Genomic DNA, 12,386 nt, shown 5'->3' with positions numbered 1-12,386 from the left:
GCTGGATTAGTTGGATAAAGTTGTCGCGAAGAGTTCTTTTTATGTCGCGAAATGGGATAGAATAAAGATGATTCTATGTAACTAGGGGAATGATAATGGTAAAAGTCGGACTTGTAGATGATTATCGAGTAGATTTAGAGAAGCTGGAAGCGATCGTGTCCAGAATGCAGGACGTCGAAATTGTCTTTTCCACCGATTCAGCGAAGGAAGCCTACAGGCGGGTAAAGAACGGAGACATTGATCTGCTGCTTGCCGATATCGAGATGCCCCATATGTCTGGCTACGAGCTTGCTGATTTGATCAAATCCCATTCACTTGATGTGGATGTGATTTTTGTTACCGGCCACGGCGGTTATGCGGTTCACGCCTTTGACCTGAACGTCCATGATTATATTATGAAGCCGTACTATGCCGACCGTCTGGCCGCTTCCTTCGACCGTTACTTGAAAAAGAAAACGGAAACGAGTTTGAATGGGCGTATATTGATAAAGCAAAAGTCTGAAATGCATGTCCTGCAAAAGAAGGATATTATTTTCGCAGAACGGACGGGACGTTCGACGACAATTGTGACAACCGCCGAAGAGGTGCAAACGTATCAAACATTAAATGATATTAAAGGCGACCTGCCCGAAAAAGATTTTCTTCGTTCGCATCGTTCCTTTATTATCAACATTCATTACATAAAGCATTTTTCCGCTTATACCAAGCATTCATTCACAGTTTCTTTTGAGGGAACGTCTAAAAAAGCGATGATCACCAAGCAGCAGCTTGATTATTTTCAAAACTACTACTTTTGAGGAGTTCAGAACGTGATTACCCTTTTTCAATGTCTTTATCTGGTTTTATTTAGTTTCATATGTTATCAGGGAGCTGCTGCTTTTTCACACAGCACAGCCGCCTCTTGGCTCACCGCTGTTTTAGGCGCAGCTGCTGCAGGATTGTACATTTGGAATACGAATCGGGTGTGGAAACACTGTTCCTCAGGGCTTTGTGCATGGATTGCCGTGATTCAAGTGATGTCGGCGGGAGTGGTGCTGATCGGCACAGACATCATGCCGGCATTATGTGTAATCGCGATATTTGCAGGGTGTGAAGGGCTCCGTATCGGACAGTCTGCTTTGCAGGCAAGGCTTTCTGATCAAATTGATAAGCTGACTCAAGCTGAACAGCACGCCAATCAAATGCTGATTGATGTCAGAAGCCGGAATCATGACACAATGAAACATATCACTGCAATCAAATCAGCTCAGCCCAAGGCAGATACACAAGCATATATTCAAAAATGGGCGGATCAATACAGTCAATATGACCGTTTTTTGAAAGGAGAGAACGCGTACGTTGCAGGGGTGCTTTATGATTTTTTAGAAAAAGCCCGTGCCTCGAATGTGAGTGTTTCGCTGCATATGCATACACCGCTTTCTTCCCTTCCATTTTCGCCTGCTGATCAGGTCAGCTTGGTCGGCAACATATTAGAAAATGCGCTCGACAGCGCGGCGGAGACCCGAGAAAAAGCAAAGATTAAACTGGAGACTTCACTGCGCAGCGGACTTTATGTACTGACTTGTGAAAACAGCACTCCCGGCATGGACCCAAAAGTGCTCGATACAATTTATCAATCGTTTGGCCGCTCAACAAAAAACGGCGCTCATGAAGGCATGGGCACATATATCATTCAAAAACTGGTGAAGGGCGCTTTTGGCAGGCTGGATTTTACCTACCGCCACCCCGTCTTCCGGTTAGAAATCAAAATTCCGTTTCAGAAATAAAAAAACCTTGAAAAGCCTGGCTTTTCAAGGTTTTTTTCATTATGAGGATAACGCTTGTGCAAAGCGATCCGCTTCATCCTGCAGCGTGCTTTCAATTTCTTTGTAACGGCTGGAAATCGTTGATGCGCTGACGCCGTATTTTTTCGCCAGTTTAGCTTGAGAAACGGACGCGCCGTTAAGAGAAATCGCGTTTACATAATATTCAACTGCCGCAGCAAAAGCTTCCGGCTTTCTGATGACAGGTGATTTTTTCTCGCAGAATGTTTTCCAGATGTCAATAACAGCTGGGATCAATTCAGTCGGATACTCTTCCCCGCTCATGCCTTCTTCAATAGCCGCAGCGGTTTCTTTCTCCAAATCGTTTGCCCACTCAACAGTGCTTACTTCCGCTTTCTCTGCTTGTGGCTCTTCATCTTTCTCAGCTAACAACGCGAACAGAACGTTGTTGAATTCCTGCTTCATGAAGTCCTCCGGCGTTTTGCCTTCCTTCACAGCGGCATCCGCATATTTCTTCACCTTGCTGATCAGCGCTTCTGTTCTCTTCACCGGGAAGATCGTGAACTGCATGAAGAATTCTGCTTTTTCCGCTTCGTGGATTGGGTATCCAAGAATCAGGCTTCCCACTGGAGGAAGGTCTTGATTGCTGGCGTCCATTTCCACTTCGAATTGTTTTGCCGTAATGACATCTTCAAAGTGAATGATGCCTTCCTTCAGGTCCTTCAGCAGCAATAAAGCAGGCGTCATGCTCTGCCATGATTCTACGATCTCACGCGTTTTCGGACGAGTGATCGAATCGCCTTTTTTCTGAAGGTACTCTTCGAAGATTGTCTTCTCACCAGCAAGCGGGTGGAAGAAGATTCCCCAGATTCCTAAGTTAAATACGCTGATGTCTTTCGTCTGTCTGTCCATAGCAGAAAGAAAATCATGCTGGTTGATAAAGCCTGAAATGCTTTCTCTATGTACTGTGAAGGCATACTCCACTAAGTCTTCCTGAATTTGTTTTGCTTCTTTTGCCGCTAGTTCCGCCGGGAAGTCGACAACTTTACTTCCGCAGCATTTTTTATATTTCTTGCCGCTGCCACACGGGCAAGGGGCATTTCGTTTCACTTTTCCCACAATAAACCCTCCGAATTCTGTTGTAACTTTTCTATTTTAACAAAAATAACTTCTGAGGGCTTGGTTTCGGGCTAAAAAAGAATTTGGTAATGTGATAAGCTGGCTGATTATGCCAATTTACCTATGACATTTTCACCAACTTTTGTGATTTAAGGCTTATCACCTATTCCCACTTTAGGCCCTTCTTTTTTACAATCATTAGGTATTTATTTAACATTTTAAGGAGTGTTTCTATTGGAACTAGCTGGTTTCATGCTGCGCGCCTGCGCTCTTTTACTTGATGTAATCATTGCCGCAGCAGTGATTTTGGCAGCCGGATTTACGTTTGGCGATGGGTCCGCCGGTGTCATTATTGTCGCCATATTGATGCTGATTGTGTACCCTTTGCTGATGCCGCTGACAAATTGGAAGGGCACACTGGGCAAAAAAATCATCGGGCTGCAAATCGTGAGGGACGAAACATATAAAAAAATATCCTTCCCGCAAGCCATTGTCCGTTACCTGATAGCGTGGGTGCATGTGTTCTCCCGCCTGATCTATTTGACTGCCGCATTTACGAAGAAAAAACAAACCGTTCATGATATGGCTGCGAAAACCATTGTGCTGAAAGCAGAATAACCTTGAAGAATAGCATTCTTCAAGGTTTTGTTTTTCATTAATTCGTATTCTGGCCCCCGCCGTTCAGCCCTTCTTTAATCAGGCTGTTGACTTGGCTGCTGTACAGAAGGCCGATGTGTCCAACGCCATGGATTTGAACATTTCTAGCACCATCTAATCTTGATAAGTAATTCATGACAATCATATCGGCACTGCTGTAAATGGATGTGTATAAAATCTTTTGATTTGGATCTGTTCCCGGAAGCGCCTTGCCTGTCGTCAAACGGTTCGCGCCGCCAAGCGTCACGACGTTTGCAACTTTATTTCCGCCGTCCAGATTTTTTATGTAGTAAAGTGTGTTCGCGCCCCCCATACTGTGAGCGACAATATCCACTTTTTTCGCACCCGTTTCATCTAAAACCTTTTGCACAAATCGTGATAATACCGGTCCATTGTTATAATTTGTGCCTGTCTTGTCCCAAAAATCAACTGCATACAGCTTGTCCCGCGACCAGCCCTGAGATACGAGATAGCTCTTAATTCCCGCAAAATTGAATGATGCCCCTCCAATGCCGTGAACCATAACGACTGGATTGTGTTCAGCGGCTTTTACTGACGGCTGCAACGCAAACAGCGATGTAACAGACAGCATCAAAATTGTTACAAGTGCAATGATCCTTCTTTTTACAAATTTCATAATATCCTCCTTTTTTTGTAACAAATTCTTCAATTATATTACGTTACCAAATTAATTAAGTAAAGGGTAATTTTGGCTTATTTTTAAAGAAATTTTAAGATTCAGAGGTCATTATTGGTCCTAAAAAGCCAAAAAAAGAAGGCTTATTCGCCTTCTTTTCTTCAATACTCATTGAAATAAGCTTGGATTTTTTGAGGATCATTTGTTTTGGTAAGCGCAAGCATCAGCAACATCCGTGCTTTTTGGGGGTTTAAAGAGTTCGATGCCAGCAAGTCCTTTTCCGCATAGTCTTGGTTCGGTGTGACGACACCATTTCCCGTGCGGGTAGAGCGCACCACTGTGACGCCTTTTTTGACTGCGCTGTTCGCCCCTTTTTCGGCTGCGTCAGATAAAGACCCGTTCCCAGAACCGGCAAATACAATCCCCTTTGCTCCGGCTTTTACAGCAGCGTCAAACAGGTAGCTTCCGTCATTTTGGTATCCATAGATAATGTCAACCTGCGGCAGCTCATCAAGATTAGAAACCGAGAAATCCGTGTCCTTCGTATGCTTACGAGTAATCTCATTATTAAAATAGATATCATCTGCAATTGTTCCGACGAAGCCCATTTCTTCTGATTTAAATGTATCTGTTGTGGTTGTGTTTGTTTTGGTGACATATCGGGCTGAGGCAATCCGGTCGTTAAGAACAACAAGCGTCCCTTTCCCTTTTGCCTCAGGGGCACCTGCCACTTTCACTGCATTGTACAGGTTAGAAGGCCCATCAGCGCTGATGGCTGTGGAAGGTCTCATCGAACCGACAATAACAACCGGTTTATCACTTTTCACGGTAAGATTCAAAAAATAAGCGGTTTCCTCCAATGTATCTGTTCCATGAGTCACGACGATTCCGTCTACATCATCTGAAGCGAGCAAGTGGTTGATGCGTTTCGCCAGCTTCAGCAATATTTTATTATCAATATTTGTGCTGCCGACGTTAACAATCTGCTCGCCGCTGACGTTTGCAATGTCTTTCATTTCTGGAACTGCCTCGATCAGTGATTCAACGCCGACAACACCTGCTTTATATTCAGTCGTTGAGGTTTTCGATTGATCGGCACCAGCTATCGTGCCTCCTGTCGCTAAAATTCTAATGTTTGGCAGACCTTTTTTTTCAGAGGCAGAAGCCGAAGAGACTTTTTGTGTCTGCGTTTTTTCTTTCGGGGATTCTTTTGTTTCAGGAGAATGTGAACATCCGGTAAAAACAAACAATAGTGCGGTAAAAAGTACGAGCATTCGTTGTTTTTTCATCTATTTCTCTCCTTACATCCATATGATGATTAATCATTGAATATTTTATCTATTCAGTCAAAAGATCAGTCAGCTTTTCTCTCAGTATTTTTTGTTGTCATATCCTTCTTTTTTTGTCTTTTCATACAAAGAATTTTTCTTGACAATTGATGATTGAATCAAGATAATAGACCAGTCACTATATTTTTGATTGCAATTCAGTAAGGTGGGAATGTTATGAGTTATGGAGATTCCCGTGAGAAAATCCTTTCGGCAGCTACCCGGCTTTTTCAGCTGCAAGGGTATTACGGCACGGGGCTGAACCAGATTATAAAGGAAAGCGGTGCGCCTAAAGGCTCTCTTTACTACCACTTTCCCGGGGGTAAAGAACAGCTTGCGATCGAAGCCGTGAATGAGATGAAGGAGTATATCCGTCAGAAAATCGCGGACTGCATGGAAGCCTGCACCGATCCAGCGGAAGGCATTCAAGCCTTTTTGAAGGAGCTCTCCTGCCAGTTTTCATGTACGGAAGACATTGAAGGCTTGCCTGTGGGCTTGCTAGCGGCTGAGACGTCATTGAAAAGCGAACCGTTGCGCGAAGCCTGTCATGAAGCCTACAAAGAATGGGCCTCTGTGTATGAGGAAAAACTGCGGCAGACTGGCTGCAGCGAGAACCGTGCAAAAGAAGCCAGCACTGTGGTTAACGCGATGATTGAAGGCGGCATTCTTTTATCTTTGACGGCAAAAAACAGTACGCCGCTCCTTCATATCTCCAGCTGCATTCCTGACCTGCTGAAGAGATAAAAAAACGACATACTACATGCAGTTGATAGAGAGGGGAAATGATTTTGGAAACAACAGCTAAAGCATCTCAGCAATACAAAGTGATGCCGATTATGATTTCCTTGCTGTTGGCCGGTTTTATCGGCATGTTCAGTGAAACAGCACTGAATATTGCGTTAACCGACCTTATGAAGGAGTTGAACATTACAGCGGCAACCGTCCAATGGTTAACGACGGGCTACCTGCTTGTACTCGGTATCCTTGTTCCTGTTTCAGGACTGCTGTTGCAGTGGTTCACAACAAGACAGCTTTTTACCGTGTCACTAATCTTTTCAATTATAGGAACCTTGATCGCGGCACTCGCGCCAAGCTTCCCGTTTTTATTGGCGGCAAGGATCGTTCAGGCACTTGGAACCGGTCTTTTACTGCCGCTGATGTTTAACACAATCTTGGTGATTTTCCCGCCTCATAAACGGGGCGCCGCAATGGGAACGATCGGGCTTGTCATTATGTTCGCGCCCGCCATCGGCCCAACTTTCTCAGGATTGGTTCTGGAGCATCTCAACTGGCACTGGATTTTCTGGATCTCTCTTCCATTCCTTGTGCTGGCGCTTGTTTTCGGTATCGCATATATGCAGAATGTATCTGAAACGACAAAGCCGAAAATCGATGTATTGTCTATCATCCTGTCGACGATTGGCTTCGGCGGCATTGTGTTCGGATTCAGCAACGCGGGTGAAGGCTCCGGGGGATGGTCCAGCCCGACTGTTATCGTGTCGCTGATTGTCGGCGTTGTCGGCCTTATCCTATTTTCAATCCGCCAGCTGACAATGAAGCAGCCGATGATGAACCTCCGTGCGTTCAAATACCCGATGTTTATTTTGGGTGTGATCATGGTGTTCATTTGTATGATGGTCATTCTGTCATCTATGCTGCTTCTGCCGATGTATCTGCAAGGCGGCTTAGTCCTGACTGCATTTGCATCTGGTCTTGTTCTCTTGCCGGGCGGTATTTTAAATGGATTTATGTCCCCTGTTACAGGCCGCTTGTTCGATAAATACGGGCCGAAATGGCTTGTCATTCCGGGGTTTGTGATTGTCACCGTTGTACTATGGTTCTTCTCAAATGTCACGACCACTTCAACGGCTGTGCTGATTATCATCCTGCACACCTGCTTGATGATCGGGATTTCTATGATCATGATGCCTGCACAGACAAACGGTTTAAACCAACTGCCGCGTGAATTTTATCCAGACGGCACCGCCATTATGAACACGCTGCAGCAAATGGCTGGCGCTATCGGAACAGCGGTTGCGGTCAGCATTATGGCTGCAGGCCAGCATGATTATATGAGTACAGTTAAAAACCCTGCCGATCCGGCAGTCATCCCGCAAGCTTTGACAGCGGGTGTACAGCACGCATTTGTGTTTGCAATGATTGTTGCCATTATCGGTTTAATTGGCGCTTTCTTTATGAAGCGCGTGAAGGTAGATCATTAATATGAAAAGCCCCTGACTAATGTTCAGGGGCATTTTTTATGTTTACTTGTGGATCGTTTTCGCCGCGATTTCATCAATCGCGTGCCGCATTTCCTCCTTCGTATTATAAAAATGGGGAGCGAGACGGATGACATTGTCCCGCGGCGCGCAAATCACTTTTTTCTTCTTCAGCAACGCCGCCGTTTCCGATGCCCGCTCATCCCGGATCGCAACCATGCCCGGCTGACCCCCACCTTGTGCCGCCGCCAGCTGCAGGCCTTTTTCAGCGGCATATTGAACTGCATCGGCACAGATCGTTTTCACATGATCCCTGATATGAGAAACCCCAATATGATTCAGCAGCGATAAAGCCGCTGCAGCTGCGTATACGCTGATAAAAGCTGGGGTGCCCGTTTGAAAACGACGCGCGCCTTTCGCATAAGCCCCATCAAATCCGTTCTCTCTGCCGAACCAAGCTGATGCTTTCGGTTTCAGTGCGTCAGCCAGCTCCTTTCTCACATAAAGAAACGCCACACCCGGTATGCCGAGCAAATACTTCCGGGTGCCTGCTGCCAGCATATCTACGCCCCATTCCTTCACATCAATGGGAATATGCCCGGCTGATTGATAAGCATCTACAAACAATAAAGAGCCCTTTCTCTGAGAAATCTCGGCAATCGCTTTTATATCCTGAACATAGCCGTCACGATAATGAACGTGAGGAACACACGTCAGTACTGTTTCATCCGAAATATGCGTTTCATATTGTTCAAGCGGCAGCACGCCGTCTATTGATGGAATGACGGATACGGTATAATCGGAGTGTGCCTGCCAAACATGAGGCACCGCCGGAAAATCCATATCTGTATATACAACGTGCTTCTTTCCAAATGCAGTTAAGGACGATGCTACAGAAACCAGTGCATCAGAAACTGACGGCACAATCGCCACTTCATCCGGTTCAGCCCCGATCAGCTTTGCAAACTCGTTTCTCGCAAACTCTGTTTTTTCAATCGCTTCTTTCCAGTTCGTCCCTTTATACAGCAGGCTGTCATGATAATCCTGGATCGCCCTTGATACAGGCTCTGCCAATGCGCTCTGAGAACAGCTGGCAAGCATCGTATGCGTCTGCAAGATTGGGAATAAATGACGATACTGCTGCGGCAAATGCTCCATTATGATTCACTCCTTTACATTATTTTGATGAAAAACCCATAAATAAACAATAGAATAAAAGAAAAAGGAGATGGGAGCATGAGAAAAAAAGTGCTGATCACTGGCTTTGACCCTTTTGACAAAGAAACCGTCAATCCATCATGGGAAGCAGCGAAACGGCTTAATGGCTTCGAGACAGAAGAAGCCATTATTACAGCGGAACAAATTCCAACCGTCTTTAGATCCGCTCTGGACACTCTGCGCCAAGCCATTCAAACACATCAGCCGGATATCGTAATTTGTGTCGGCCAAGCAGGAGGACGGATGCAGGTTACACCGGAACGGGTGGCGATCAATCTTGCAGATGCGCGAATCCCCGATAACGAAGGACATCAGCCGATTGATGAAGAGATTTCTCCAGATGGGCCCGCCGCTTACTGGACAGGGCTTCCCGTGAAACGAATAACTGCTAAGATGAAGGAACACGGCATTCCAGCTGCGGTTTCCTACACAGCGGGGACCTTTGTATGCAACTATTTGTTCTACGGGTTAATGGATCACATTAGCCGGACATCCCCGCACATTCGCGGCGGTTTTATTCATATTCCTTACATTCCGGAGCAAACAATCGACAAAACAGCGCCGAGCCTCAGCCTGGACACGATTGTCCGGGCATTGAGAATCGCCGCTGTTACGGCCGCACAATATGATGAGGATGTGAAGTCACCGGGCGGTACGCTGCACTAAGCGGCCGCCGCTGTTTCTTCCCTCAGCCTCTTTTTGTAGACAAACGCCGATAGGGTGACACTCACTTCAAACAGGACAAGAAGCGGGATCATCACGAGAAAATCAGAAATAAAATCAGGCGGTGTAATCAATATGGACACGACAATCAGCAGAAAATAGGACAGCTTTCTCGCTTTGGCCAGTCTGTAAGGATTTAAGATGCCCAGCCTTGTTAAAAACATCACCACCAAGGGCATCTCAAACAAGAAGCCGAACGGCAGGCTCAAATTCACCATAAACCTAAAGTAGCGGTCAGCCGTAAACATCGTTTCAAAGTGGCCGGAGGATAAATGAGTCAAAAAGCTGAGCACGATCGGAAACAAGACAAAGTATCCGAAGGAGATGCCCGCCAAAAACAATGCAAATAAACCTGGTATGTACATGAGCGTCACCTTGCGCTCCGTTTTCGTCAGCGCCGGTGCAACGAAACGCCACAGCTGGTACGCGGCAACAGGGATAGAAGCCGCAATGGCACAAATGCCGGAAAGCATCATATACACCCAGAGGATTTCACTCGGTCCAAGCACAGCCAGCTTTCCATCCAAATCCCTGATCAGCCAGTCATAAATGTCCTGTACGAACAAAAAAGCCGTGATGAGAAATAGAAAAAATGCCGCAAGGGTGACGATAATCCGGCGGCGAAGCTCTTCTAAATGCCCGATCAGATGGGTTTCTTTTTTATCCATTCAAAAAAGCCCTCCCTTTCATAAAAAAAGAGGCAGACCCGGTGTCTGCCTCATCAGCATTCAGCCCGCGTTTTTGTCCTGCTTTACCGCTGTCAGCTCAGCTGATTTCTCTTCTTTTTCATCACCAGACACAAGTGATTTTGTGGCGCTTTTAAATTCCAGCAGTGTCCGTCCGGCGGCACGCCCAATTTCCGGCAGCTTGGAAGGGCCAAAAATAATGAGGGCGATGACGAAGATCAGAATCAAGCCCGGTATTCCAATGTTTGAAAACATAATTTCCACTCCTTAATTCGTGATTTTTGCCCGCTTCTTAATCATTTGTTTTTCGTGGGCTTTGTTGTGCGCAAAGAAACGATCCTCTTCGACCTCATCGGATTGCTTCACCCCGCCTTGGATTGTTGTGGATGATACCTTTCTCAACCCAGTTTGGTCTTTCTGGTAAACGAATGAAGCCCGCGTGGAAATGGCTGCGCCCGGCTCGGTCACAAACGGCATGACCCGATAATCGGCTTTCCACTGGTGAGGCGTCACTGTACAGCGGACATATCCGCGATAGTCGTTAAAGAACTTGATGTGCGGATTTTCTTTTAAAATTTGGTCCGTATCCGCCCGCTTATCGGCGCCGTTCCCTCCGGAAGTGATCGAGGTTCCAACAAATTCGGCTCCGAATATTTTTGAACTTGTCTTCTCGAAATCGACATGCAAATTCGATGCCCAGCTTGCGTGTACATCACCTGTCAGTACGACAACATTATTCAGATTTTTGCTTTTAATGAAATTGATAACCCGTTCGCGCTGAGCCGGGTAGCCGTCCCACGAATCCATGCTGTAGATCGGGCTTGCGCTTGTCCCGAAATTCCACTTGGCAAAGAAAATCTGCTGCGCCAGCACATTCCAGTGGGCTGTCGAACTGCCCAAATTGTTGAAGAGCCACTGCTCCTGTTCTTTTCCAAGCAGGGTCCGATTCGGATTGCGCGATTCATCAGAAGGCGGCTTATTGCCGTCGTTATTGGCTTGGTCGTCCCTGTACTGGCGGGTATCAAGCACATTGAAGGACGCCAGGTTTCCGTACGTAAAGTGCCGGTACAGCTGCATATCTGGGCCATTCGGCAAAGAGGAAATGCGGAGCGGCATATGTTCATAGTATGCCTGGTATGCTGCCGCGCGGCGGAGCACGAATGCTTCAACCGACTGTCCTTTTTCCGGTATTTTATTGGCATAGTTGTTTTCAACTTCATGGTCATCCCAAGTTACAACCCAAGGGAATGCCGCATGTGCAGCTTTAAGATTGGCGTCAGAACGGTATTGAGCGTGACGGTTCCGATAGTCTTGCAGCGTAATGATTTCCGCGCTGTTGTGCGTGCGGACATTGCCTGTTTTTGATACATATTCATTTGGGCCGTATTCATATATGTAATCACCGAGATGGAAGACAAGATCAAGCTTTTCCTTTGCCATATGCTTGTAGGCCGTATAATATCCGTGCTCATATTGCTGGCAGGAAGCAAATGCAAAGGTCATTTGCGACACATTGGCGCCAGGGGCAGGCAGTGTTTTTGTTTTTCCGACAGGGCTTAGTTCATGGCCGGTTTTGAAACGATAATAGTACACTTTGTTTGGCTCAAGCCCGTCCGCTTCCACATGAACGGAATGGGCAAGACTCGGTTTAGCCATTTCAGTGCCTTTTCTTACGATTTTGCGGAAATGCTCATCCTTTGCGACCTCCCATTTGACAGGCACCGCTTGCTTCGGCATTCCTCCGCCGTTCAGCGGATCTGGTGCCAGGCGCGTCCAGAGCACGACACTGTCAGAAAGCGGATCACCTGACGCTACCCCTAATGTAAACGGATAGCTTGAGAATTTAGGCGCAGCATTTACTTCAAAAGCCCCAACCGACTGGGCAATCGTTAATCCAAGAGAAAGTCCTGCAATCTTCCCCGCTCCTTGAATAAATTTACGGCGGTCAAACGTATTGTTTTGAAAGCTTTCCTCTTTCAGTTTCTGTACCCATTCATCAAAACGACTGTCGTATGCCATTCAAGATCCCCTCTCTT

13 protein-coding genes are annotated in these 12,386 nt (G+C 46.3%); 6 read left to right on the top strand and 7 right to left on the bottom strand.

Annotated elements, in window-relative coordinates:
• Positions 1–95 precede the first annotated feature (95 nt).
• Together natR and natK are read left to right on the top strand one after the other, a co-directional pair.
• Positions 96–797: a two-component system response regulator NatR gene (natR, locus tag NSQ12_RS01705; RefSeq protein ID WP_003234759.1), complete on the top strand. Its 702-nt coding sequence runs from the start codon at positions 96–98 to the stop codon at positions 795–797.
• A gap of 12 nt (positions 798–809) precedes the next feature.
• Positions 810–1,766 carry a two-component system sensor histidine kinase NatK gene (gene natK / locus NSQ12_RS01700; RefSeq protein WP_153939946.1) on the top strand — a complete coding sequence of 319 codons (957 nt, stop codon included), beginning with the start codon at positions 810–812 and terminating at the stop codon, positions 1,764–1,766.
• A gap of 39 nt (positions 1,767–1,805) precedes the next feature.
• Here the strand turns inward: natK and NSQ12_RS01695 are convergent, their stop codons facing one another.
• Entirely contained in the window at positions 1,806–2,882 is a 1,077-nt protein-coding gene (locus NSQ12_RS01695) for a helix-turn-helix domain-containing protein (protein WP_003234762.1), read from the bottom strand.
• Positions 2,883–3,116: 234 nt separating this feature from the next.
• Here NSQ12_RS01695 and NSQ12_RS01690 point away from each other — a divergent pair, with 234 nt between their 5' ends.
• On the top strand, positions 3,117–3,500 hold the full coding sequence (locus tag NSQ12_RS01690) for an RDD family protein (RefSeq protein WP_009966469.1): 384 nt from the start codon (positions 3,117–3,119) through the stop codon (positions 3,498–3,500).
• A gap of 37 nt (positions 3,501–3,537) precedes the next feature.
• Here the strand turns inward: NSQ12_RS01690 and lipA are convergent, their stop codons facing one another.
• Both lipA and ansZ read right to left on the bottom strand, forming a co-directional pair.
• Positions 3,538–4,176 carry a lipase LipA gene (gene lipA / locus NSQ12_RS01685; RefSeq protein ID WP_038428323.1) on the bottom strand — a complete coding sequence of 213 codons (639 nt, stop codon included), beginning with the start codon at positions 4,174–4,176 and terminating at the stop codon, positions 3,538–3,540.
• Between the two features lie 161 nt (positions 4,177–4,337).
• A complete protein-coding gene (gene ansZ / locus NSQ12_RS01680; protein ID WP_069703672.1) occupies positions 4,338–5,465 on the bottom strand; it encodes an asparaginase AnsZ in 1,128 nt (375 codons plus the stop codon).
• Positions 5,466–5,681: 216 nt separating this feature from the next.
• Between ansZ and lmrA the strand changes: the two genes are divergently transcribed.
• Both lmrA and lmr(B) read left to right on the top strand, forming a co-directional pair.
• Complete coding sequence (gene lmrA, locus NSQ12_RS01675; protein ID WP_029317230.1) at positions 5,682–6,248, top strand: transcriptional regulator LmrA; 567 nt, start codon at positions 5,682–5,684, stop codon at positions 6,246–6,248.
• A 38-nt stretch (positions 6,249–6,286) separates the two neighbouring features.
• The gene (lmr(B), locus tag NSQ12_RS01670; protein WP_032728901.1) at positions 6,287–7,726 is read left to right on the top strand and encodes a lincomycin efflux MFS transporter Lmr(B); all 1,440 of its coding nucleotides are present in this window, start codon (positions 6,287–6,289) and stop codon (positions 7,724–7,726) included.
• A 42-nt stretch (positions 7,727–7,768) separates the two neighbouring features.
• Here lmr(B) and NSQ12_RS01665 read toward each other — a convergent pair whose 3' ends face one another.
• The gene (locus NSQ12_RS01665) at positions 7,769–8,881 is read right to left on the bottom strand and encodes an aminotransferase class V-fold PLP-dependent enzyme (protein ID WP_339175738.1); all 1,113 of its coding nucleotides are present in this window, start codon (positions 8,879–8,881) and stop codon (positions 7,769–7,771) included.
• A gap of 78 nt (positions 8,882–8,959) precedes the next feature.
• Between NSQ12_RS01665 and pcp the strand changes: the two genes are divergently transcribed.
• Entirely contained in the window at positions 8,960–9,607 is a 648-nt protein-coding gene (gene pcp, locus NSQ12_RS01660; RefSeq protein ID WP_339175736.1) for a pyroglutamyl-peptidase I, read from the top strand.
• Here pcp and tatC read toward each other — a convergent pair.
• The 3 genes from tatC to phoD are packed head-to-tail and all read right to left on the bottom strand — an operon-like array spanning position 9,604 to position 12,369.
• Entirely contained in the window at positions 9,604–10,332 is a 729-nt protein-coding gene (gene tatC, locus NSQ12_RS01655; RefSeq protein ID WP_014475692.1) for a twin-arginine translocase subunit TatC, read from the bottom strand. The genes pcp and tatC overlap by 4 nt on opposite strands.
• 60 nt (positions 10,333–10,392) lie before the next feature.
• Positions 10,393–10,605 (bottom strand): sec-independent protein translocase protein TatAD, encoded by a 213-nt coding sequence (gene tatAD, locus NSQ12_RS01650; RefSeq protein ID WP_003223835.1) that lies wholly within the window; start codon positions 10,603–10,605, stop codon positions 10,393–10,395.
• A 12-nt stretch (positions 10,606–10,617) separates the two neighbouring features.
• Positions 10,618–12,369, bottom strand: coding sequence for an alkaline phosphatase PhoD (gene phoD / locus NSQ12_RS01645; RefSeq protein WP_038427315.1), 1,752 nt, complete (start codon positions 12,367–12,369; stop codon positions 10,618–10,620).
• Positions 12,370–12,386: the final 17 nt, after the last annotated feature.

The organism is Bacillus sp. PS95, from assembly GCF_037963565.1.
GTDB classification, from domain to species: Bacteria; Bacillota; Bacilli; order Bacillales; family Bacillaceae; genus Bacillus; species Bacillus subtilis.
The sequence above is the reverse complement of the archived record's forward strand: the minus strand, read 5'-3'. Positions and strand labels throughout refer to the sequence as shown.

What these genes read in the sequence shown, in the direction of transcription:
- natR (WP_003234759.1), top strand. Translation starts at nt 96, where the DNA reads ATGGTAAAAGTCGGACTTGTAGATGATTATCGAGTAGATTTAGAGAAG.
- lipA (WP_038428323.1), bottom strand. Translation starts at nt 4,176, where the DNA reads ATGAAATTTGTAAAAAGAAGGATCATTGCACTTGTAACAATTTTGATG.
- ansZ (WP_069703672.1), bottom strand. Translation starts at nt 5,465, where the DNA reads ATGAAAAAACAACGAATGCTCGTACTTTTTACCGCACTATTGTTTGTT.
- lmrA (WP_029317230.1), top strand. Translation starts at nt 5,682, where the DNA reads ATGAGTTATGGAGATTCCCGTGAGAAAATCCTTTCGGCAGCTACCCGG.
- NSQ12_RS01665 (WP_339175738.1), bottom strand. Translation starts at nt 8,881, where the DNA reads ATGGAGCATTTGCCGCAGCAGTATCGTCATTTATTCCCAATCTTGCAG.
- pcp (WP_339175736.1), top strand. Translation starts at nt 8,960, where the DNA reads ATGAGAAAAAAAGTGCTGATCACTGGCTTTGACCCTTTTGACAAAGAA.
- tatC (WP_014475692.1), bottom strand. Translation starts at nt 10,332, where the DNA reads ATGGATAAAAAAGAAACCCATCTGATCGGGCATTTAGAAGAGCTTCGC.
- tatAD (WP_003223835.1), bottom strand. Translation starts at nt 10,605, where the DNA reads ATGTTTTCAAACATTGGAATACCGGGCTTGATTCTGATCTTCGTCATC.
- phoD (WP_038427315.1), bottom strand. Translation starts at nt 12,369, where the DNA reads ATGGCATACGACAGTCGTTTTGATGAATGGGTACAGAAACTGAAAGAG.